Annotated in this window: 19 protein-coding genes and 1 pseudogene; 1 reads left to right on the forward strand and 19 read right to left on the reverse strand. The window is 54.3% G+C overall.

The window, feature by feature from the left end; genetic code table 11:
* Positions 1-21 precede the first annotated feature (21 nt).
* From SHEL_RS06835 to SHEL_RS06900, 16 genes are all read right to left on the reverse strand, one after another.
* The gene (locus SHEL_RS06835; protein ID WP_041422512.1) at positions 22-2,274 is read right to left on the reverse strand and encodes a DUF7017 domain-containing protein; all 2,253 of its coding nucleotides are present in this window, start codon (positions 2,272-2,274) and stop codon (positions 22-24) included.
* Positions 2,275-2,299: 25 nt separating this feature from the next.
* The gene (locus SHEL_RS06840) at positions 2,300-5,173 is read right to left on the reverse strand and encodes an NERD domain-containing protein (protein WP_012798518.1); all 2,874 of its coding nucleotides are present in this window, start codon (positions 5,171-5,173) and stop codon (positions 2,300-2,302) included.
* 98 nt (positions 5,174-5,271) lie between these two features.
* Positions 5,272-6,663, reverse strand: a complete 1,392-nt coding sequence (locus tag SHEL_RS06845) for a leucine-rich repeat protein (protein ID WP_012798519.1) — start codon at positions 6,661-6,663, stop codon at positions 5,272-5,274.
* A gap of 2 nt (positions 6,664-6,665) precedes the next feature.
* A complete protein-coding gene (locus SHEL_RS15625) occupies positions 6,666-8,339 on the reverse strand; it encodes a BppU family phage baseplate upper protein (protein ID WP_232001648.1) in 1,674 nt (557 codons plus the stop codon).
* Between the two features lie 140 nt (positions 8,340-8,479).
* Entirely contained in the window at positions 8,480-9,505 is a 1,026-nt protein-coding gene (locus SHEL_RS06855) for a phage tail spike protein (RefSeq protein WP_012798522.1), read from the reverse strand.
* Entirely contained in the window at positions 9,481-9,699 is a 219-nt protein-coding gene (locus SHEL_RS15455) for a hypothetical protein (protein ID WP_012798523.1), read from the reverse strand. Before SHEL_RS15455 ends, SHEL_RS06855 begins: the two co-directional genes overlap by 25 nt.
* Positions 9,699-10,412: a distal tail protein Dit gene (locus SHEL_RS06860; RefSeq protein ID WP_012798524.1), complete on the reverse strand. Its 714-nt coding sequence runs from the start codon at positions 10,410-10,412 to the stop codon at positions 9,699-9,701. The genes SHEL_RS15455 and SHEL_RS06860 overlap by 1 nt, the downstream gene beginning before the upstream one ends.
* Complete coding sequence (locus tag SHEL_RS15255) at positions 10,409-10,564, reverse strand: hypothetical protein (protein WP_012798525.1); 156 nt, start codon at positions 10,562-10,564, stop codon at positions 10,409-10,411. The genes SHEL_RS06860 and SHEL_RS15255 overlap by 4 nt, the downstream gene beginning before the upstream one ends.
* Positions 10,561-10,965: a hypothetical protein gene (locus SHEL_RS06865; protein WP_126513768.1), complete on the reverse strand. Its 405-nt coding sequence runs from the start codon at positions 10,963-10,965 to the stop codon at positions 10,561-10,563. Before SHEL_RS06865 ends, SHEL_RS15255 begins: the two co-directional genes overlap by 4 nt.
* A complete protein-coding gene (locus SHEL_RS06870) occupies positions 10,944-11,270 on the reverse strand; it encodes a putative minor capsid protein (RefSeq protein WP_012798527.1) in 327 nt (108 codons plus the stop codon). The genes SHEL_RS06865 and SHEL_RS06870 overlap by 22 nt, the downstream gene beginning before the upstream one ends.
* Positions 11,270-11,611, reverse strand: a complete 342-nt coding sequence (locus SHEL_RS06875; RefSeq protein ID WP_012798528.1) for a head-tail connector protein — start codon at positions 11,609-11,611, stop codon at positions 11,270-11,272. Before SHEL_RS06875 ends, SHEL_RS06870 begins: the two co-directional genes overlap by 1 nt.
* Positions 11,611-12,648 (reverse strand): hypothetical protein, encoded by a 1,038-nt coding sequence (locus SHEL_RS06880; protein ID WP_012798529.1) that lies wholly within the window; start codon positions 12,646-12,648, stop codon positions 11,611-11,613. Before SHEL_RS06880 ends, SHEL_RS06875 begins: the two co-directional genes overlap by 1 nt.
* A 12-nt stretch (positions 12,649-12,660) precedes the next feature.
* A complete protein-coding gene (locus SHEL_RS06885; protein ID WP_012798530.1) occupies positions 12,661-13,149 on the reverse strand; it encodes a hypothetical protein in 489 nt (162 codons plus the stop codon).
* Positions 13,150-13,247: 98 nt separating this feature from the next.
* Positions 13,248-14,054, reverse strand: coding sequence for a radical SAM protein (locus SHEL_RS06890; protein WP_197720376.1), 807 nt, complete (start codon positions 14,052-14,054; stop codon positions 13,248-13,250).
* Between the two features lie 30 nt (positions 14,055-14,084).
* On the reverse strand, positions 14,085-15,230 hold the full coding sequence (gene tcmP / locus SHEL_RS06895; protein WP_012798532.1) for a three-Cys-motif partner protein TcmP: 1,146 nt from the start codon (positions 15,228-15,230) through the stop codon (positions 14,085-14,087).
* Between the two features lie 45 nt (positions 15,231-15,275).
* On the reverse strand, positions 15,276-20,819 hold the full coding sequence (locus tag SHEL_RS06900) for a DEAD/DEAH box helicase (RefSeq protein ID WP_012798533.1): 5,544 nt from the start codon (positions 20,817-20,819) through the stop codon (positions 15,276-15,278).
* Positions 20,820-21,040: 221 nt separating this feature from the next.
* Here SHEL_RS06900 and SHEL_RS15630 point away from each other — a divergent pair, with 221 nt between their 5' ends.
* Positions 21,041-21,319, forward strand: a complete 279-nt coding sequence (locus SHEL_RS15630) for a hypothetical protein (protein WP_012798534.1) — start codon at positions 21,041-21,043, stop codon at positions 21,317-21,319.
* A gap of 39 nt (positions 21,320-21,358) precedes the next feature.
* On the opposite strand, the pseudogene SHEL_RS15840 reads toward SHEL_RS15630, so the two are convergent.
* The 3 genes and pseudogenes from SHEL_RS15840 to SHEL_RS06915 form a co-directional block, all read right to left on the reverse strand.
* Positions 21,359-21,514 (reverse strand): annotated as a pseudogene (locus SHEL_RS15840) (bifunctional DNA primase/polymerase); the annotation flags it as partial.
* Positions 21,459-21,680 (reverse strand): helix-turn-helix domain-containing protein, encoded by a 222-nt coding sequence (locus SHEL_RS06910; protein WP_012798535.1) that lies wholly within the window; start codon positions 21,678-21,680, stop codon positions 21,459-21,461. The gene SHEL_RS06910 and the pseudogene SHEL_RS15840, both read right to left, overlap by 56 nt.
* Entirely contained in the window at positions 21,680-21,907 is a 228-nt protein-coding gene (locus SHEL_RS06915) for a helix-turn-helix domain-containing protein (protein ID WP_012798536.1), read from the reverse strand. Before SHEL_RS06915 ends, SHEL_RS06910 begins: the two co-directional genes overlap by 1 nt.
* Positions 21,908-21,948: the final 41 nt, after the last annotated feature.

A 21,948-nucleotide genomic window follows, 5' to 3' on the forward strand; every position in this document is an offset into this window, starting at 1 on the left:
CTTTGCGCTGGTCAACTAGGCTCAATCAATAATTTCCGTAACTCTCCAACCCCAACGATTCTTCTTTCGATCCCATGATTTCTCCGCGACAAAATCGATAGTCTTGTAATCAGTCAGGTGATGCAGTTCGATGAGTTTGGCTGGCACATAGTACTCATCGCCCGTATTCTCGTCTTCTACAAAGCCAAAGTCTTTCTTGGCATATCGGCTTCTTGCAAATTGGAACCTGCCAGTTCCTTTGAGCTTATAGCTGTCTTCCTCTGCTTCAGCTCCAAGTTCAAGAGTTGTCGCTTCCCACTCCCATGTCCCTTTGACCAAAGCTGACTTCGGTGGCTTGTAGGTCTTGCGACATGATCCGCTAGCTTGCTGGAACTGCTTTGCCTGCTTACCATCGAGCAGTGCGGGCGAAACCCAAACCCGCATTTGCCTTGAATTGACAAATCCGAAGTTTTGAACGAGATCGATTTGACCTGAGTACGTGGACGTAAATTGCTTGGCCATCGTGGCCTCAGGAAAAGGCTCAATCGCGCCAATTATTGATTTATGCTCTGAACCGAAGCGACCACGATAGCATAAGCCATTGGAAACGCATGATGCTATGTCTTCCCGCTTTACAGCGATGCGGAAATAGCAATCGCGCGAAGGGTCATCCACGACGATATGTGCAAGGTTTTGGTCCGCTATTACCTTGTCGACATAGAACTGGGTCCAGGGCAATTCCTCAGCAACTAGCTCAGTTGCTCCCTGGGAAAGCTGGGAATATAGCAATTCGTTGCTATCTACTGATTCAGTATTAGCGAACCAATCCTCTTGCTTCAAAATGCCTGCGCCCTCAGAGGTGCGCCATCCGTTTGCTTCACATAGCTTATCCAATAGAAGAACCTCGGCTTTCGCCTCTGGGTATCTACCGGTACGAGCAAACAAAACCGCTGCATCTTCGTGGAGGCTGCGCGAGAATTGGTCGTTATTCGAAATGGATAACCCCATGAAAAGGCATTTCTCGTAATTATCTGGAGCTTCCGTTTCCCATGTTTTTGCATATGCTCGCCAAGCCCATGGCTCTGTCTGACTCTTGGCCACGATTGGGGCAAGCCTTTCACGAGCCTCAGAATACCTGCCCACTTCGCAGAGAAGCTTTCCGAGCTTATACGGTTCCCATATCCAATCGGAACACCTCGGGTCGTCGAGTAAAGGTATCACCCGCTCGCACCCAGCGTTTTTAATCTCGATAGTGGCGATTGGATTTCCAGAAGCGTCGTTAGACATCAGGGCGTCAAGATATGCTTTGACCAAGTCCTGCGCATGGGAAGGCATTTGCTTGCCCTCGTACTCCCTCGGCTGGAATGCGTCGCGATCGAGAGCATCAAGACCGTACCATTCTACGAGCTGCAACACATCAACGGGTCTTTCCTGCAGGCTGACGAAGAACATGGTCAGCACTTCTTGACGATGCAAGGCTGTACCTCGCCCCCAGTGAACAGCTTCGTTGAGCATTTCTTCGATTTGGCCAAGGCTCTTTCTCTCTCGGAGCTTCCATCCTATGCCCGCAAACTTTCCCGCTGCATATGCAGCGGCCTCGTGCGTATCGAACACGTCCGGGATAATCGCTCGGATGGCTGAAAGGGTGTAGATGAAACCGCGAAGGTTCATGCCATTCCCTTGCTCGTTGCCAGCGTATGACTTCAGGTCATCGTAGAAAGCCCACGCAAGTGCGTTGCCTGCGATTTCGCTTGGCACTCGCACCTGGGTCTGGCCGGAAACGATAGCGGACCATGGAGCGTCTGCAATTCCCAGCCATCTCACAACAGCAGATGATTGATCGTATGGTTTTAGGCAAACAATCAGCATCCTAGCAATGTCCTCCGTGTAAAGTGGAGACCTCGGTCGCCAGAGGCATATTTCGCTGCAAAGGATTTGCAGGTCGTTGATCTTGTTGTTCTTCCTGAGCGCCCATCCCACTTTGAGAACGTGCTTTTCGAGGTTTTCAACGAACATCTCATCTCGAGACGGATTTGTTGGAAACTTCCGAATTTGCGCGAGGACACTGCAATATGCCCGAATATCACCACAGAACTTTGTATTGGTCTCGTAGTATCGCTTCAAGCAGTCGTACAGAACCCACGTGTACGCTTGCATGAACGTCTCTTCTCTATTACCTCGTGAGTAATAGCTTTTCGCAAGGTTATATGCGTCTTTGAGCTGACCGCCTTTTCGCAGATCGGTGATCCTGCTAGCCTCTTCACTCGGCTCGTATCTTCTGCTTCCGTAAGCCATCGCTCCGCCTTAGTGTCGTTTTGGGCTAGTCGAGTGCGTAATACGTCTTTATCGCAGAGACGATGTGTTCGTACAGGGTCATGCTTCCAGACAGGTATTTGAAATTGCTCACCGTCTGGTCTTTTCTATAGTTTGCGCGGATGATGACGCTCTCGCTGTCTTGGCATGCCTTCAGGATGTCCAGATAGTTTGATGACTCCTCGATTTCGAGCACCGAATCAGCAAGTGCGCCTTCATTCAGGTGGTCATACAACCATTTCATCGGGGTGGTACTAGCTTGGCTTTGGTCGTCCTGGCCGTTTCCGAATGCAGCCCTGAAATCGGCGAACAATTCCTTGTCGCCCGTGGACAGAGTCAGTCTTGTGACCTCACCTTTCTTGTTGTAGTAGAAGATAACTTTAGCTGTAGTCGTGTCTTTTTCGATTTCGCAAATCACCTGGTATTGTGCCAGCTTGCTCGAAGACACCTTGAACCCATCCGGTTCAAGGGTTCCCACGGCCGCAAGTATCTCCGAGGCAATATCGTCTCCGGTTGCTCGGAAGATCACATCGTTGCACGCCGAAGGAGCACCTTGGCCGCTCGTGCCAAATTCCGTCTTCTCAAACGGCGACACGGGCTCCCAACGGACAAGGTTGACATGTTCCTCGGCACGACTGATTCCGGTGTAAAGGAAGCGGAAATAGTTTTCGTTGCGCCTTCCTCCATCTATCCTGGTTGAGAAGGTCACGGTGTTCCATTTGTACGACATAGCCTTATGGACGGTCATGCACCATCCGTATTTGACTTGCGCCGCATTGGACCACAGATAGTATTCCGTTCCCCGTGTCAGGCTCTTCTTCTGAACCTCTCGGCGGTGCTTCTCCTCATACGAGGTTCGCCTCCTCTTGTCTTTCGGGTCCCGGTAGACGCCCTCTTTGGTTTCGACGAAGTCGCCATTATCGATCATCTCTTTGTAGTAGCTGCTCTTTTCGAAAGGATTCCTCGCCAAAGCCTCTCTGAAGAGCTTTTCTACATGTATTCGCAGGGCAATGTCCTCCATCGTGCTCAGCTTTGAGTCTTCCGATTCGAGGAGTTCCTTGATGAAGCGTATCTCGAGCGTTTCGTCGAAGCCGTCAACGTTTAACCGTACATCAGCCTCGACCAGCGTAAGCCTAATCGGAGCATCGCTACCATTGATGTCCACATCAATTGATGTCTCGTTTCCAAGTCCGACGATGGTTCCAAATGTGCCGTTGGGAATTCTCGTTGGTTCAGGCGATCCGAATTGGAAGACAGACCCTTCCTCGGAAGAGGCGCTCGACGACGAAGGGTAAGCTAGAACCTCGTTCTCGAAGATGATTATGTCTCCAATTGAACAGCGAGGGCCGTTTTGCCTGATTCGCCTCTTGATGTATCCATTAAGACCGCATGACTGGCTGTTGGTGTACGAGAGAACCTTGTGTGAGCGCCAGTCGCTCTCAGCTTCCCTCAAGAGCTTAGCTTCGTCGTTCTGTCCGCAAATGGCGAGCTGATCATTGGCGGTTAACACGAGATGGGAAAGGCGTCCGATCCTGATTGCGTTTGCTATATCAAGGCAGACTTGCTGGATTCCCGTTGGAGTTTGAGTGTCCGGCAATTCTATCGATGTCATGCTGATTCGGCCACGATAGTACTCAGGGTTGAGACACGATTCGCTCCATGAGCCAAAACCGAGCTGGAACTTGTCGCCGACGAACACGACTTTGTTGCCTGCGAGCTTGTCCTCGCCGATTCCAAGATGTTCGAGAAGGTCGCTGAGAAGCTTCCCGGATCCAAATTGAATGGCTTCGCCCACGCGCATTGAGTCTGTAACCATCTGGCTCTCGTAGATGATGAAGGCTGTCTTCGCAGGCTTATCGTCAGCGGGCATTGCGCCATCCAAGTCGTCAAAAGCCCTTGGTTCTTCGAGTTCTGCAAGGGGAATGAACTTGCTACCATCCTCGGCGACTTTCGTCGACGAGAAATCGAATATCGCCGAATAAAGGCTCTCGACCTCATCGATGCTTCCGAGCAGGTTGTGTTTGACCCTATTCGACAGGGCGAATACTCTCGCCGACGAAAAACCGGCGTCTAATGCCGCCTCTCTAATCTCGGAAGAAATGGCCGCCTTCCCAGATCCGACGGTTCCAGTAATTGCAAGGACGGGGATGTCGCTCACGAAGAACTCAGCCACCCTGTCTTTGATTGTTTCGTCGATGGACGATTTTCCTTCAGGGACAATCGGCTTAGGTAGCACCCCGAGCGATTCGGGAGTAATCGTCAGGTCGTATTCTTCAGACTTGAAAACCCGATCATTGAAGTAATCGAGGAATTTGCTGCCGAGCAGGCCAGCGGGTTCGTCGCCAACTGAAACGATGTCGTATAGCTTTTCGAGGTAATTACCTCTGTCGGCTATAAAGAAGCATGGCCTATATTGCCCTGGTATCACGCCGAATACATCCATCTCCCCCTGGAAACACACCATGGTGGTAATGTGCCGGGGATTGAACTTGCTCAGATTACGACAGAAGGTTTCAAGGATTCTTGCCAGGCGTTCTCTTTGCAAGCCCGTTTGATAGAAGGGATTAGGGCTGCTTCCGCCCTTTACCTGGATTCCCGCCGACGTCTCCCATCGACCTCTTCTGAAATCTTGCTCATCGGGAAGGGTTAGTTCGCCAGAGTAGTCCTTGAAATCGATGATTATCATCTTGCTGTCTGTGATAAGAAGCGCATCAATTTGAAGGTCTTGGTTTACAAGGCATTTTGGCATGCCGATCAGAAGAGCGTCGATACCCTTCTTTTCAAAGAAAGCCTTAACCGCTCTCGCGAAGTAGCGGAAGAACTCGTTTTCGTGAGATTTGTCTGCAATGCCGCAGCGTACGTTAACTATATCCTCGGACATCTCGCAACCCAACCATTCAAATGCCATCCACGTCAAATGATGGTTTCAATTATAAATGATTGCGAGGTCAAGTTGGTTTCTGCTTGAGATGGATGCTTTTACAGAGAGGTTATATATCCTGGCGTCCCAGCCGCGTCAATGCGCATGTACGTATAGCTAGTATTCGAGCTAGACCACACCGTCCCGTTGCCGCCAACAAGCGACGTGGAACATGCATAGAAGCACTGTGACCCGCTGATGCCGCTCAAAGGCAGCGCCCACGTGGAGTCGGCGTAGATAGTGGCAAGCGAGGAGCAGCTGGAGAACGCGTAGTACAGGTCCGTCAGCGTCGACGGGTCGAAGCCCCGGAAGTCCAGCGTGGTAACCGCGCACGAGGCAAACATGAACCGCATCGAGCGTACTCCAGAGAGGTTGCTCAGTCCCGATACGCTCGCTAGGTTCGTGCAGCTGTAGAACAGGTACTGGAAGTTCAGGTACGTGAATCCCGCCATGTCCGCCGCGAACGTCGCGCTCGTGAGTTGCTGCCGGTGCGTCGGCCCGGTGACGCCGTCCCAGGGCGTGAAGCCGAGCCCCACGTACTTCGCTTCCGCGCAGATGCGCCCAGATGCGACTAGCGTGCGGTTACTGTCTGGAGTGGCCGATGCCGTGAGTACGCCCTCGCCGTCGTCGTAGTAGTGAGCGTAGAACCAGTGCCGCCCGTCGTTGTTCGGGTCGGTAAGCACGCCGCCGCTTCCGAGCTTGCACACGCTCGCACCGCTCGTGCTGGACGGCACAAAGCCGTCGGTGCCGCCGACCAGGCGATTGCACCCGTTGAACATGAGCGACCCGGAAAGCCCCACGTTGCTGAACGACGTGGCGAAGATCGTCTCCAGCGCAGGGCAGCTCGTGAACATCTGGACCGCGCTCGTGATGCCGGAGAGGTTCTCGAAGCCCGAGACCTCGGTCATGCTCTGGAACGAGTTGAACAGGTAGCTCGCGTTGGTCATGCCCACCTGCGTCCAGGAGGAGTGGATCACGACCTTCTTCACCTGCAGCTTGATTGAGTCGTAGGGCCTCGCAGACGCCGAGGAGTAGCCAGCGGGGTTGATCTCCCATGCGTCCACCGGCACGCCGCCCGAGTAGCAGTGCCGTCCGTCCACGTAGTTGAACTCCAACGTGCCAAGCGAGGTCAGCACCGCGCGGGGCTTCAGGCCCACGTCCCAGTTCAACGCCAGTATCGCTGCCGCCATGTCTCCTGGCCGGTACTGAGTTGATAGCCCGTTCTGCCCGCGTATCGCATCAGCGATATCCTCAAATACCGAATCGGAGAGCACGCCGCTCTGAAGTTGCTTATACTGCTGCGCCTGGTAGTTGCCAGCGTTCGTCCCGTCGAGGGCGGTGATGGCAGCCGCCATCTGCCCGGGCTTGTACAGCGTGGCAACGCCAGCCTGGAAGCGTATCGCGTTGGCGATGTCGGTGAGTATCGATGTCGCTATCGTTCCAACGGCCATGATCAGAAGCTTTCGTTCGAGAGGTCGTCAAGTGCGGCAATGGCGTCGTCCACGTACTTCTTCGTGGCGAAGTTCGCATCAGCGGTCGGTGTGATACCCGAAACGGCCCCAGTGAATGTGGCACCCGTAAGCGCGGCATAACCGGAGAGGTCAATCGAGAGCACGCCGTTGGAGAGCGAAAGCGGCGACGATGCCGTGAATGCAGCAGCCACGTCGTATATGTTGCAAAGCCCCGTCACGGTAAGAGAGGTCGCGGCGATTCTGCTGGCGGGAGCCGCTTCGGCGGTGTTAATCATCAAGTTGCCTGTCGTGGTGTTCAGGAAGACGCAGTCGGCGGGCACCGAGTAGAAGTCACCGGCAGGAATCGTCACCGCCTCCGTATCGCCCGGGTCTACGTCGAAGTCGGTGGTCGTCTCGAACTTGCGCATCAAACCGAACTCGGCCACGCGCTGCAGGATCGCGCTCGCGTACCCGCTGTTCTTCGACACCATCGTTATCACGTCGAGCTCGCGATATTGCCCGTTGAAGATCATGTCGTATGAGCGGTATCCCTGACTCGTGTCCTGCCCGAGCGAGACCCAGTAGCGGCCCTCGCTGTCCGGGTGGCGCGGATAAGTCCACTTCTGCCAGAACGTCGGCGCTAAATGCTGGGTATCCGTGTTTGCAGATAAATCGACGGATAGTTCGCCGTTCGAAAGCGAAAGCGGGTTCTGCGGAGTGAATGTCGTGCCGTCAGCGCCAGCGGGACCCGTAGCTCCTGTAGCGCCGGTTGGCCCCTGCGGCCCAACAAGGTCGGCGGAGCTCGTGCCCGATGCGCTCGTGACGGAAAGCACGGTTCCATTCCACGAATGCGTGCAGCTCACGCCGTCGCTGCCGGCTGCTCCAGTCGCACCGGTTTCGCCCTTGGGACCTGTTTCACCCTGGATGCCCTGCGGCCCCTGTGCGCCCGTATCACCCTTTGGCCCCTTTGGTCCTGTAGCACCAGTTGCGCCCGTTTCTCCGGTTTCGCCTTTAGGTCCCTGAGCACCGGTAGCCCCTGTATCGCCCTTATCTCCCTTGGGTCCGGTCTCACCCTGAATTCCCTGAGGTCCACGATCTCCGGTGTCACCCTTGTCGCCTTTCGGACCCTGCTCGCCGGTATCGCCCTTGTCTCCCTTTGCGCCTTTAGAGACATCGGCCGTCGTAGTGCCGTTCTTGTCGGTGATGGTAATGGTCACGCCATCGGCGGTCTGCGTCACAGTGGCAGTCGGGCTGAACCCGTCAGCGCCATCGGCTCCATCGAAATCCCCGCGCTGGGCGGCATCCTGCAAGTCGCTAACGGCTTGGTTTGCCGCCTCTGCCGCCTCATTGGCTGCCTCAGCGGCTTCCGTGCTGATGTCCGCTGCATTCTCGTATGCTGCAATGGCCTGCACAAACAGCGTGAACCCATCCTCGGGTTCCAAACCATCAATCAAAACCTTCTCGACTCGGATGTTGAAGTTGCGCGTGGAAAAGTAGCGGTCATCGCCCAGCGACAACATGATGCTCGCATCCACGACACCAGCAGCCTCGCACATCGCTGCCGGGTAGAACACCTTGAACGTGCCGACAGAAGCATCGACCGCATCGAACTCGGTAGTCCCACGTTTGCCGTTCTGCCTATGCGTCCAGACGAGATATGCCGTAGCGCCGGTCAGGTTCGCCGCAGCTCCGGCTTAACGGACGGAGAGCGCGATCCCGCGCCCCTCGGCGTCCATAGGCGAGGCAACCAGTATGTCGCTGATTGTCTGGTCGGCCACATTCCAGACGAGTTCGTGCAATCCGTAGTTATCAAGCATCAGAAATCAACTCCGCTCAAATCGTCCAGCTCGTCGATGGCCTCGGTCACCGTTTCCTGCACGTAGACCGTGCTCGTCGCAACGCTCAGGTTGCCGTCGATGCCAGCAACGTCGTTCTGAAGCGCAGCCACATCTGCGGCCAGGGAGGCGGTCTTCGCATAGTCGACGGGCTGCACCGTGCCGATGGTCACACGGGCAAGCACGCCATCCCCGAACGTGCGCATCCGCCTAACCACCCGCGCCTTCAGCCGCCATTCGGGAGTGCGGGAGGAATCGATAACAGCAACCTCATCACCGAGCTCGCAGTCCCCGCCATCCAGCGCAGCGACGTCGATCTCGTAGCTCACCTTGGGCTGCACAGCTTCGCGGAGCGCCTTCCTCGTAAGCGCCAGCAGCTTCGCAGGGTCCTCGCAATCCGAGAACGTCACCTGCCCAAACGAATGGACCTTGGCCGTCCTATCTGCATTCCAGCGTCCCCAGGCCAGTAGCGCATCCTCGTCGCCGACCCAATTGACGCCGCCGTTCACGGATCCGAAGGTCAGCTTCTTGCGATAACCGCCCGTGTAGCGCCCGTCCTCGTCAGTGAGCGGCAGTCCGGCACCGAAGCCGTAAAGAGCCGTGTACACGTCCTGCTCGAGCACCGTGCGCGTGCATCCTGCAATGTTCTTGCCATACGTGAAGCGAAGGCCATGCCATGATCCTCGCTGCGCATCGAGCCGTACCGAACGCGAAGTAACACGCCCGCCCGAAACCGAAATGACCGGTGTCACCTCGCCGCCCCATACCTCCGCAACGCGCCGCAGCGCCCAAAGCGCGTTCACGTGGTACAGCACGCATCCTGCTGTGCCGGTCACGTTGCAACTCGCGACCGCCCACCTCGTGGGAGCCAATGCGTAGCCCAGCGCCTGAACGGCCGTCCGCGATACAAGGTGTTCCTCCTCGATGAAATCGTCCAGCAGCTCGCAGAGCGACGATTCCGCATACACCGAGCACAGCTCCTCTAGCGGCTCGTCAGTGCGCACCACGACGTGCTCGTGCCAAGTCGCTCCGTCTTGCCATAGCAGCCGATCGCCTTTGCGGGAACTTCGTACGTCTGGAACTCCAAGATATCCTCGCCGTTGAGCTCCTCGGTATGTACCAGCTCGCCGATAACGGGCAGGATGCCGATGCGGTCATCGAACCGGTCGAACCAGAAGAGTGTGGGAATCGCGCCGGCCATCACAGCCACCTCTCCCGAAACGTCACCTCGAAGCTCGTGCAACCTGTGACCAATAGGTCACAAAACCCAGGCGACAAAGCGAAGAAATCGCTCGAGAGCGTCACGTCCGCACGTGCGTCAACCCCGTTGATAGCAACGGACTCCCTCTCGCAATCGATGGCAATAACCTCGCCTCCGAGAAACGCATGCTCGATGCGGAGAAGCTTGCCGCCATAACAAACCTGCACGGCAGCTCCCGCAGACGCCGAAAGCTCGAACACCGGCCACGTCGGCCAGCTTCCGCCGACCCCAAAACTCGCCGAGTGCTCGTTACGCTCCATTCCATAAGCGACAGGGTCGTACAGCGTGAACGCAACTCCGCCGTGCCCGTCCTCAAACAGCGAAGACCATGCTCCCGCATCGGTGCACACGGCATCGTGATAGAAGAGCTCCGGCTCGTCAGGCAACACCAACGTGCCGCCGTCGGGATGGCAGAGCGCGGCGTACAACTTGTGCCGGGCATCCGCCAGGCCATTCACATCGGGTTTGAACCCGGCATCCAAGAACAATCGAACGCGAACCATCCTCGGCGGCACGTGCCCCGAAACAATCATCGCACCAGCGCGGCCAGGAACCGCAAGCGCGTCAGACACGACTGGCTGCGCAACCTTCTCGACGACTTCAGCCGAGCAGATGCTGGAAAGATCAACCCCGTTGTAGACGATCGACCTCATACGTTGCCCCTCGCACGTCCGTAAGCGATGGCCCTTCTCTGGGAAGCCAGGGAATAGGCGTCGACAGCTACTATGGCGGTTCTGGCATCCTTGCCGACGATGCGCGTATTGTCCTTGCGCTCATCCTTCTCCTTGCCGTCCTTATCGCTCATAGCGCCCTCACCACCGTGCAAGCCGCTTCGAACGCCCAGACAAAACGCCCAGAACCGTCGCGCTCCTTGAATGCCGGTGCAGTCGTATCGATGCCCACGATGCGCCATGGCCAGGCTTCAGCGAAGGGCTCCCATTCCGCCCCATGCACAGTCTTCTCGCAAGAGACAGCCATCGCTTCGGCATCGGCTGCGACATCGCGCACAACCAACACTGTCACGGGCAGCGTTCCGCGTTCCTCTTCAGGCAGCCGCGCCTCACGCGAAAATTCGCCCTGGGACACGACGATGGGCTCGGCGCATTCCAAGGCGCTGGGAATTGTTGAGAATACGTTTGAGAATCCGCTGCTCAGAAGCATATTCTTTATTTGGTCGGCTACGTTCATCTCACCACCAGCTCCCAATGGTGCACCTTGCCGCCAAAGCCTTCGCACCGCTTGCATTCGGCAACCAGATACGAATGCCCTCTAATCTCGACTCGCGACCCAGCGGGAACCTCAAACGCTCCCGTGCTGTTCACCGCATCCAGGTACACCTTCCCGGTACCCGCATCGGCCGAACGATGCCCGTCATCACAAACAGACTGCTTCCGCACGAAACGCACGTGCGATATCTCCACGGCATCGTCTAAGTCGCCAAACGAATCGGGCGTGCGAACCAGCATGGAATCCGGCAAGAACCGCCTCGGTATGGCCGACAGTGCGCCCATTACCTCACCCCGCAGAAAGCCATGCCCGTATCCGCCAGTTCGCGCAGAGCGGCTCTCGTCGCCATGTCCTCGCCAGTAGCCGCATCGTCGACGGCATAGCGTCTGACCTCGAAGTCGCCGAGCTTGAACCCGTTGGTCTCGCCGCTTCCGAATTCCGTAAACGCATCGCATGCGGCACAAACTGCCCGTTTGTAGGCGGCGCAGTAATTTCGTACGCGTTTTCCCGAGCACAGCCATCTCACGTGCGATTCGGCAAGTCCGATTGAATCGCCGAAGGCGGCCTCAGAAAGACCGCCCCCGTATACTTCAGAGTAAAACTGGTATGTGACCGAAGCCGCCATTAGGACGTGCTCGCGCTCACGTAAATGCCGTCGAGCTTGTTGTCGAAAAGCTCCACGATGCCGTATTTGCGGTACTTCATCATGTAAGAGTCGAGCGACTCCAGCTCGTCGGGCGAGAACACTCGCGAGGCTACGTGCTTGTCGAACTTGATGACCGCCGATTTTTCCACGACCATGAAGTTGATGTCGCAGCCAGGCGTAGTCGTCATTTCGTAGTAGGTGCCGAGATTCGCTTTCGTAGGACTCGCGACTTCGGTGTACACGTATGGGCTCGCGGAAGTGCCGCTGCCAGAACGCGTGTAGTACGTCTTGGAGGAGTCGACCTCAGTGTCCTCGGTGAGCTCGTAGACCGCTGCACGCTTCTGGTAGCCGAAGCCGTCGTCCCCGCCGGATAGCAAATCGATCGCCGTATAGAAGCGCACCTGCGGCACCTCAACGACACGGCTGAAGCGTTCCAGTACGCGGTTGGAGCGGTTCGGGTTTGCAAGCGAGAAGTCGTCGAGCATGCCCTTAAGAGTCGGTGTGATGAACAGGATACGGCTTCCCATGGATACCTGGTCCTCGTCCATGTCGCTTGTCACCTCGCGGAGCCGCTCAAGAAGCGTCTCAGCTGTTGCGGATGCGTAGCTCTCGCTTTCGCTTGTGACACCAGCGTGCCCTGCGATTTTCGCGAAGGTGAAGGCGTCGGCCTCCGGTGCCACCTGGGTGCGTTGCAGCTCCGCTCCAGCCTCGACGAACCAGTCCAAAACGCCGGCCTCCTCTACGTCCATGACATCGGCCATCAAGCGGATTCCACGGTCGTAGTTGAAGGTCTTCGTCTCGAAGGCGTAGTTAATGCTGCCCGTCTTGTAGCCGACGTTGCGGGTGTAATCGCCCAGCCCTGAGACCTCGATTTTCGGAATCATGATCTCCTTGGCATTGCGGCCGGCTCGAACCATGCGCCGCCCGCTGGTCAGTACGCCCGATACGGATGCACGTTGGTAAACGGCGTCAAGGATCGAGGTGTAGTTCTGAGTGTATGCAATAGAGTTGGACATTCGTCAGCCCTCCTATTCGTCGCCGGAATCATCCAAGCCGGCGAGCTTCCGCCAGCGTTTCACGGTCTTGCCCTCGTCGGCACTCGTGCCTGCATTGGGAAGCCCCGTCTTGCCGCTCTGCTTATGTGTCGCATCGGCGAACAGCCATGGCTCCGCTTCCTTGAGCGCAGCAACGTCACCATCGTGTTCATCGAGGATGGCGCGTGCAGCCTTCACGTTGCGCACGCCTGCAAGCCGCAGCTCGAATTCGATGCGGTCGGATTCGCCCTGAGCTTTCAGTTCCTCAATTTGGGATTTCAGCGCCTCGGTCGCCTCCGCAGTCTTCGCAGCCTCTGCGACTTGCGCCTCAAGCTCCTTGATGCGCCCGTCACGTTCGACGATCTGCGCCTCATAAGCAGATGCGTCCACGCCGGATGCTACCGGCTGCGCTTGCGGTTCTTGCGTCCCGTCTTCCCGCTGCGCACCCTGCGTCTCTTCCGAGTCATGGTCTTTCTCTTTCATGAGTGTTTTGCCTTTCAACTTGCAGACTGCACAAGTCCATCTGCCCAGTTAGTTACAAGGCAAGAGTACTGTCATGTCGCAAAGTGGAATGAGGTCAGCTAGTCCGCCGTGCCGTTCTTGATGTGGTAATCGATACCATGACTAGCGCAGAACTCGATTACCTTTCGCGCCGATTCGTTGTAGAACGCCTTGGCGTCTGCGTATTCGTTCGCACGCTTGTCGTAATGCACGCGGCCAAAAACAATTCGGTCAACGAAGGAGACCCTTTCGAGGATGATGTCGAGATCTTGTTCGCATATGTTGGGCGTTGGATATGGCTCCATGCTTATCCAGGTCTTGCAACCGGCTTCGCCAAGCGCCTTCAACGATTCAAGCCTATCTTCGATGCACGCTGCTCCTGGTTCCATATCTTTACGGAATATCTCAGACAGCGAAACGAGAGTGATGCCGTACTGATTAATCTTTGGCAGCTCAGTAAGTGATTTGGGAAGCACGCCTTTGGTAAGCACGACGCAAGGTATGCCATAGCTATTGATAAGCTTGATTGCCTCGACGCTCATTTGCTCAACATCTGGGTATCCCATCATGAACGGATCGGTGGTGAAGCAGAGCTGAACCTGTTTGATCTCGTCCTTGTGTTTCGGTAATTCCTTCTTGAGCAAATCGATAGTATTGTCGACAATTGAAGGGCGTAGCCAGTCTTCGTAAGTCTTCACGCGCCCGAAACGCCGCGCCATCATGAATGCATAACACGGATATAGGCAGCCGTGAGTGCATCCCTGTACGTGGTTCATTGCCCAATCGCCGTACTCAACCTTTGTTTGGTAGAGCATGGTTTTACGCGTGATATGTCCTAGTCCTTGATCCATCCAGCCTATATCAGTTTCGTCGTTGTTGCTTGTCAATTATAAATACAGCTCGCAAAGTGCCTTTCCCTAAGGTAAGAGGAACGCATACGTTGTTGTGCTGTACGCATTTCGTCTGACCTTGGTCTCTTTGACCAGCTTTCCTTCGTCTATTAGAGGCTGCAGTACATGCCTGTTGAAGTGCGCTTTGCGCAGCATCGTACGCTCAAGAAGGAAAGCCGATATCGTATCGTATTTAACATGCTCTTGTCCCTGGAACTCTTCAAAGAGCAATTCTTGCGCGTCAGGCGCGTAGAGGTCAGCTCGTACATCTTCGAACTCATCGAAATCGAAAAGCGATTGTTGTACTCGGAGCTTCCCTTTGTTGCGATGGTTCTCCGCGCCTTTGAAGACATCCCAGAGCGCATCTTTGAGCTTCTCAAGCCCTTTATCGCTTGGCGTCAGGAAAATAATCTGGTAGAGCTCCACGTTGGATACGATGCGGAACGGATAGCTGAACACGTAGCGAATGTCGCCGACCCTCAGAGCATCAGCAACAGCCTTTGTTGCATTGCCACCTTCGGGTACTACCAAGCCATCAAAGCAGTCATAAATTGCTTGATCGTTCTTGTTCCTGTTAAGGTCACTCGAGAACCAATTGAAAAGCACCTCACAATAATGCGCCTTGATGAATTGCACCATTGCATCGAGATGAACGGTTCTCGCGTTGTAGGGATCGACGAATAAGAGAACCGCGTTCCCATAACCTCGCGGTATCTTTCCGGAAGTCGCTGCATCCTCAAGGAAGTCGTTTACGTCCATGCTTGCGTAGATGAGGTGGACGTTCGGGCAATCGTCAGTTGCTAGATAATCGCATACATCAAGGCATGCCTTAACGCGTGCTTCATCGCAATCGTTTATGAACAGGCAAAATTTGATATCGCGATGTTGCTTGGCGAATTCGATGAACAGTTTACAAACTTCCGTGGCGGTACCCAGCTCACCGTCAAGATAGATTCCGGCATTGGTCATTGCGTCAATGAAGGTGATGGTCTTGATGTCGGGATTGTTCACCCATACGTAAAGCCACTTTTCAACATAGCTGCGGACGTATTCGATTTTCTTTGTGGTGTGTTCCTTCTTGTCATCGAGAATGCGTGGATCGATCCCGAGCTCTTGGATAAGGCTTGGTTCTCCATTCATGCTACCGGTGTTTTCGTTGTTGACTCGATTCATGCATCTTCCAATTGGTCGTATTTCTTGATGTCAGGTGCAAAGTGATTACTTATCAGCTTCTTCCATCTCGTCGATGGGCGGCAGGGTGCTTAGTGTCTCAAGCGTCTCCATCGACACCCTTACAACCTTTTTCAAGAGATCGATGATGTACATAGGGTCATCTGAGTAATCGTTCGGATTGTTCTCGATTCCCGATTTGCCTTTCACATCGCTTTGTACGGCGTATTCTTTAACAATCCACTCAATCGCACTTCTGCCCTTAATGCGGTATTCGTATGCCTTAAGAGGTATGTCGCTTATTACGACCTTGTCATTCACTACGATGCGCGTCATGTCTTTCTCGCCAGCGCGCTTTCCAAATTTCATTTGGCGCACTTCGCTGTTCCCGGAGACAATAGGAACGTTCGTTTTCAGCGGGTATGGTTCAATTTTTTCGTAGCCAGTGTGAAGCTCTACAAGCTTTCGTCCAGCCGAAGAGAAAGCTTTGAAATGCTTTGATAGCGGTATTCTCGGTATTTGTTTTTTAAGATCATTGCCAAATCGTTCTTTGTATTCTGGTGAGTTTAGAATTCCATATACGTAGTAGAAGATGTCATCCTTGCTTATCGTAATGTCGCCGTAGGCGGCCCTAAACTTCTCGAGAGCCCAATCAGTTATTCCGTCGTGCTCAATAATTCCACCTTCATCATTACCAAAAAGCCCACCTAAAGGTTCTTGTTTCTCAAACCATTTAAGCGGAACCCACTGGCTTCCTTCGCTGCCGCCAAAAGAGGAATTCGCGACTCTGTCAACAATGAATGCGAAGCTTTCTGTTGAGCCAGGAGAATTGAATCCGATTGCAAGGTTCCGTTTTCTCGTCATTCCGAAATATGTGTCTTGTTGCCCGGGCACTTCGTTTAAGTCTCGTGAATAGTAAAGCCATCTTTTTGAAAAGGGTCGATACTCTGATGACACAATGTGTTTCTTGTTGAAGCGTAGTCTGTTACCGCGTTTTGCTTTGCCCAGCAATCCACGAGTCCACTTGATATGGGCGGGATCGCTATCGACAAATGAGCGAATATCACTCGGAGCTCCGGCCTTGTGATATCTATCCGTTTCATCGTTGTAAGCCTCTATGAGCCTAGCCATATTGGCTGCGACTTTTTCTTTGGAATAGTTGTATGCCCAGGCGTCGCGATTCGTAACCACCCCATTCGTAATACGGCTAAACAAACCTCGTCCGTCATCCGAATATATTGGAATGAAGCTTGCATAAGAAATGTCGCGTTGATTAATCCAATCGCCAAGCTCATTGGGCTTGATGACAGTCCAAAATCCTTCGTCGTCTGGATTAAACGTTGCGATAGAAAGCTCTTCGAGCTTTTCCTCTGCACTCATACCGTCAGCCACTTCGTGGTATTTGATGACAGCAGGTCCTTTATGGTCAGGGTTTTTGACGAGCATTGTAATAGCAATTCCAGCTTGAGAGCCGCTGCCGAATACTTTCCCGCCTTCAGCTTTCCAGTTAACGCTCTTCTGATTCCCGCGCAAATTGTAGATATAAACAGTTGAGTATTCGGCCTCCATCGCTTTTCTGAATCCATCCATGCTACGCGTATCGAGCCATCCTGAGTTGGTCACAAAGCAGATTATGCCTCTGTCGCCTATACGATCACCCGACCATCTGAACGCCCTGATATATGGGTCGTAAAGACTCTTGACCAGTCCTGCTTCGGACTGTTTCGCGTAAGTGTCAGATATCCTTCCGTCAAGCGTTTTGTACTTCATGTTTTGGTTGTTGTCGTTAGCGTTCTTCTGCCCGATTGAATAAGGCGGATTGCCGATTATGACTCGAACCGGCAGTCTGTTTTGCTCTACAACGCGTTTAGAATTCTGGGTAAAAACCTCGAGATCGAGAGGGTCTCCCTCTTCGGTCATTTGGAAGGTGTCGGTCAACACTGCTCCAGGGAAGGGAATGTAATCTCCCTCGATACGTGAATGGTAGGCGTGCTCGATGTTGATCGTCGCAATGTAATAAGCCAAGAGCATAATCTCATTGCAGTGCAGTTCGTTAGCGTATTTGTATTCAATCTTGTCGCTCGGCATGAGGGCGTCGTCGTTAAGCAGATTTACAATAAACGTTCCCGTTCCGGTAAACGGGTCGAGAATATGCACGCCTTCGTCAGCGAATGTTTGACCGAACTCGTGATGGAGAAGCGCATTCGTTGATCGCAATATGAAATCGACGATTTGGTTGGGAGTGTAGACGATTCCCATCTTTTCGCTCGTCTTGGTGAATGCCTGGCTGAAGAACTTTTCGTACAATTCTTTGATGATCCTCTGTCTGCCTGAGTCGGTGTGGATTGATTCTGCTCTGATTTCCACGCTGCGGTATAGTTCGGCAAGTTCTCTTTTCTCGTCTTCCGTCTCGAGCGTGTATTCACGCAGGGCGTCGATCATCTTTTCCATTGCGATTGATACCGGATTGCTGTCCGCAAACTGTGCGCCTCGGAATAATGCTTCGAATACAGGAAGCGTGATGATATGCTGCGCGAGCATGTCGACGGCTTCCGGTTCGGTAATGCCGTCATTTAGCGAATCACGAAGCCCTTTCAAGAATCTTTCAAACGGCTCTCGCGCAATACCGCCAATGCTCACAAGTTCCTCAATGCGCGAAATGTGACGTTTCGCAATCTGGGCGATATCCTTTGCCCATTCTTCCCAATAGACTTTCGTCCCGCATTTGCGGACGATCATTGCGTTCACGGCTTCCTGAAGTTCTTGTTCGCTGAAGTAAATCTTCAGCTGCTCGTGTTTCGCTTTTGCCTCTTCTTCGGCAATCTGTTGTGCCAGGTCGATGATATCGACAACGTCTTTGCCAGTACCGTCCTTGTCGTAAGGCAGGGCATTGATAGTTGCATCCAGACGTTCATCGTGGCTTCGCAGCGCCTTCAGGACCTGCCATACAACAGCATATGGCTCGCTTTCATCGAGTGCCTCGACGGCAGTCATGCCCGCTGGAACAACTATGGGCAGAATGATATAGCCGTATTCCTTGCCCTCGAACTTGCGCATAACGCGACCAACGGCTTGGATGATGTCGATTTGGCTTTTCTTCGGCTGGAGGAATAATACGGCATCAAGATTCGGGACATCGATACCTTCAGCTAGGCATCGAGCGTTAGATAGAATTCGACACCGTTCTTCGTCGACATCCGCCAACCAAGCTAGCTTGTCTTTGCGGTCCTTCGCATTCATGGACCCGTCAACATGCTGGATGTCGCAATAGAATTCAGGAAGATCTACGCCTTTCTCTTCCCGTTCATAATTTATGTATGAGGCGACTGTCCGCGTAAAGAATTTCTCGATTCGTTGGCTTTCGCGAATAGTCGAACAGAATGCAACCGCATTCTTCAGGCGAGTTCCTCCTTCTTTTCTACCCTGGTCTAGCAGTCCTTTCCAGCACCCTATAATCTTGGCTGCATCTGGAATCTCAAAGCCAGTGTCACCAGCCATTGCCATTTGATATACGGCGTCGACCATGCTCTCGCTGACGGTGAGCGCGATAACTTTGTAATCAGTGAGCAATTGCTCATCAACGGCTTGGCCAAACGTCAACCTATGGAACTCAGGGCCGTATACCGTTTCGTCATCCATTGATGCAACAACATAATCATCTGCTTTGGCGACTTTCTTGATGTTGTCGCCATAGATTCGTGGCGTAGCCGTCATATACAAACGCTTCTTCGCAATGATGATGCTGTTGTCGTGCACTTTTACATACTGACTAATATCTTCTTTAGCAGCTGAGGCTTCTTTGGCTCCCGTTGTTCTGTGCGCTTCGTCGCAAATGACGAGATCGAATTCTGGCAATCCCATTGCTTGCGCATCCGATACAACCTGTATCGACTGATAGGTGCTAAAGACAACCGTCAATCCATCGGACGCAATCTTCCTGTTCATCTGCGCAAAGAGCAAATCAGGGTTCGTCGTAGCTGGATATGGTAAATCCTTGAGGGATGTATCCCAAGTATCGCCCTCCACAGATGACGCCTTCTCGTCTGAGCAGACAACGGCAACCCTCATGGGCAATTTCGATTGATTAATCCATGCACGCATCGATTGCCCGACAAGTGAAATGGAAGGCGCTAGGAACAATATGAATCCACCTTTGCCGACGAGCTTTTCAGTTAGCCTAAGGCTCGTCAACGTCTTGCCCGTTCCACAGGCCATAATGAGTTTGCCACGGTCGCTAATACTGAATCCTCGGATGCAGTCTTCGATGGCGCGCTCTTGATGCGGTAGTGGGTCGTAAACACTGCGTTCGGCAATTTCCTTGCCCTCGATGAACGGCTGCCAGTCAATCTCGGCCTGGTCCATCTCGCTAGGGAATAGCCGCACGGTGCTCCAGTCGGTCAGAACCTTGTCGAGGTTCGGCGTCAGGTTCTCCGTCGTCGAGATCAGCATGTTGTGCGCGTACGTGTCGTTGTTGCCCTGCGCTCCGAAGAACGTGGAGACCGTCTTGTAGTCGAGCGTCGACTCCTCGTCGTAGCACTTGCACTGGATGGCCCAGTAGCTGCCGTCCTCGGCGTCCTGGGCGACCAAATCGATGCCGATGTCGTGGCCGTTGTTCGTGGGAGCGTCCTTCCACATCCAGACGTCGGTGAAACGCGCCGAATACAGCGGGTCGTTCTTCAGGTAGTAGCGGCTCGCGCGTTCGAACTTCGTTCCCTTGTCCGATTCCGATTCCGCCGTGTCGCGAATCCAGTCGATGACGTAGTAGATCGTCTGGCTCGGCTCCTTGCTCCAGTTAACGCGCTGAGCCTTGTGCTTTTCGAAACCGAGGATGTCGGTCTGGATCTGGTCGAGAACATCCTCATCGAGGTCCAGCACGTCTATCGTCCACGACTTGTTCAAGCGCGGGTTGTAGAAGCCGAGCTTTCGAATCGGCTTGAACTCTTCCTTCGAGCTGCGAAGCGAGAGCAGGTAGTACACGGCGAGCTGAAGCGTGTCAGCCGGGCTCGGCTTGTCCTTGGAAGTCTTCAGGTCCCAGAGAGTGTCCTCCGTCAGCAGGTCGGCGTCCCCGGAGTCGAGCACGTCGCCGTAGCCGCCCTCGAACGTAATCCCGGCATCGACGACAGGGCCGTTCTCCTCGAAGAAGGAAACGGTACGCCTCACGAGCGTGCGGATGTCCGAAACCGTCTTCTCGTCGACCTCTGCGCCCTCGTTCGGGTTGTGCGACTTGGCACCTGCCCGATAGGCTGCGTCGTATCGTGCGAGCCTCACGGCGTTCCGGATGTCGTTATCGGTAAGCTCTCCGGAGTCGATGGCGTCCTGAAGCTGGTTCGCAAGGTCGTTGGCGTAGCCGGTCTCCTTGGCTCCAATGATGTGAGCGCCCATGATGGCAATCTCGAAAGCCTTCTTCACGGAGAAGCCGAGAAGCGCACGCGAAAGGTAATCCACGGTCGTACCCAGCGTGCCCGGAACGATGCTGTACTCCCCGTGGAAGGGAAGCCCGTCCTCGAAGGCGTGCTCGTCGAATCTCTCGAGGTTGATGTAACCGCCACGCGGCTGATGCGCCCTGCTCGTGATATGCGTTACGGAAGCCATGTGAACTCCTACCAAATCGCCTAACAACGCGGAAAACCGCGCTCGTCAAATTATATCCCGCCGAGCTGCCATTGCGATGACTCCACGGTGAACATCTCGATAGAATGCCCCGATGATATGGTTGCAGAAAAGTCCTCAGCATGTGTCCCATCCCCCGTACTCCTAGCCACCTTCCGTCAGCTACCATGCAGGTATCAGGTTCACGAAGGGAAGGAATCGCCATGAGCAATGACTTCTTCAACAACCATCCATTCCTTGGCGGAATGTTCGACTTAGATCGCGACGGTTCGCTCGACCTCGGTGAAGCTGCATTCATGGGAGGCATGGGCGCGATGTTCGCTAGTGAAATGGAACGCTCCACTCGTGAAGCTGAACGCGAAAGCTACCCATGGGACGACGATGACGACGAATACGATGAATTCGGAAATCGGAAGCGGAAGAAACGCCGCAGCGACGATCCCTGGGATGACGATTATGACTCGGAAGACGATGACTGGTAGCTCGAATCCGTAATGCCGCGTTCGCGGAAGATGCATAGGGTCGACGCTCGCATCTTTGAAACCGTGCTCGGTAAGAGGTCTTTTGCTCCTCGGGTGCAACGGAAATACAGCCAGGCCGCTCGATGCCAGCTCCATCGCCCTAGTTTTCATCTGCACCGCCCATAACATACTCGATGAAACGGCATTTCGGGACATACCAGCGAGCCTTGCCGACCTGCACGGCAGGCAGGTCTCCGTTGCGGCACATCTTGCGAATGTAATGGGCCGTCATCCCGGTGATCTCTGAGAGGTGATTCGGTGTCAGGAGGTCCGGGTATTCCTCGAACATCCCGGAAGATGCCATGCGAGAAACGTTGCTCATTACGATGTCGCCTGCATTTCGTGAATCTCGGCGAGCAGCGACTCGGGATCGTCAACGTCGAGGGCGTCGGCTATCTTCTGCAGTTGGGAGGGATACGGCACAAACCTTCCGGTCTCGATCCAGGCGATGGTTCCCGCCTGCATGCCGGTTGCGCGGGCGAGATCCGAGCGGTTCATACCACGTGCTTCCCGATATTTCGAAAGCGCCGTCGGTGTCATTTCGCGCATCTTTTTTCCTTTCGACTCATACTTGCCATTGCGCTTGTACA

The organism is Slackia heliotrinireducens DSM 20476 (assembly GCF_000023885.1).
In the GTDB taxonomy this organism is placed as follows: Bacteria; Actinomycetota; Coriobacteriia; order Coriobacteriales; family Eggerthellaceae; genus Slackia; species Slackia heliotrinireducens.

Bases quoted from the DNA above. Each gene is read 5' to 3' on its own strand.
- SHEL_RS06835 (WP_041422512.1), bottom strand. From the start codon at position 2,274: ATGGCTTACGGAAGCAGAAGATACGAGCCGAGTGAAGAGGCTAGCAGG.
- SHEL_RS06840 (WP_012798518.1), bottom strand. From the start codon at position 5,173: ATGTCCGAGGATATAGTTAACGTACGCTGCGGCATTGCAGACAAATCT.
- SHEL_RS06845 (WP_012798519.1), bottom strand. From the start codon at position 6,663: ATGGCCGTTGGAACGATAGCGACATCGATACTCACCGACATCGCCAAC.
- SHEL_RS15455 (WP_012798523.1), bottom strand. From the start codon at position 9,699: ATGGCCGGCGCGATTCCCACACTCTTCTGGTTCGACCGGTTCGATGAC.
- SHEL_RS06860 (WP_012798524.1), bottom strand. From the start codon at position 10,412: ATGAGGTCGATCGTCTACAACGGGGTTGATCTTTCCAGCATCTGCTCG.
- SHEL_RS15255 (WP_012798525.1), bottom strand. From the start codon at position 10,564: ATGAGCGATAAGGACGGCAAGGAGAAGGATGAGCGCAAGGACAATACG.
- SHEL_RS06870 (WP_012798527.1), bottom strand. From the start codon at position 11,270: ATGGGCGCACTGTCGGCCATACCGAGGCGGTTCTTGCCGGATTCCATG.
- SHEL_RS06875 (WP_012798528.1), bottom strand. From the start codon at position 11,611: ATGGCGGCTTCGGTCACATACCAGTTTTACTCTGAAGTATACGGGGGC.
- SHEL_RS06880 (WP_012798529.1), bottom strand. From the start codon at position 12,648: ATGTCCAACTCTATTGCATACACTCAGAACTACACCTCGATCCTTGAC.
- SHEL_RS06885 (WP_012798530.1), bottom strand. From the start codon at position 13,149: ATGAAAGAGAAAGACCATGACTCGGAAGAGACGCAGGGTGCGCAGCGG.
- tcmP (WP_012798532.1), bottom strand. From the start codon at position 15,230: ATGAATCGAGTCAACAACGAAAACACCGGTAGCATGAATGGAGAACCA.
- SHEL_RS06900 (WP_012798533.1), bottom strand. From the start codon at position 20,819: ATGGCTTCCGTAACGCATATCACGAGCAGGGCGCATCAGCCGCGTGGC.
- SHEL_RS15630 (WP_012798534.1), top strand. From the start codon at position 21,041: ATGAGCAATGACTTCTTCAACAACCATCCATTCCTTGGCGGAATGTTC.
- SHEL_RS06910 (WP_012798535.1), bottom strand. From the start codon at position 21,680: ATGAGCAACGTTTCTCGCATGGCATCTTCCGGGATGTTCGAGGAATAC.
- SHEL_RS06915 (WP_012798536.1), bottom strand. From the start codon at position 21,907: ATGCGCGAAATGACACCGACGGCGCTTTCGAAATATCGGGAAGCACGT.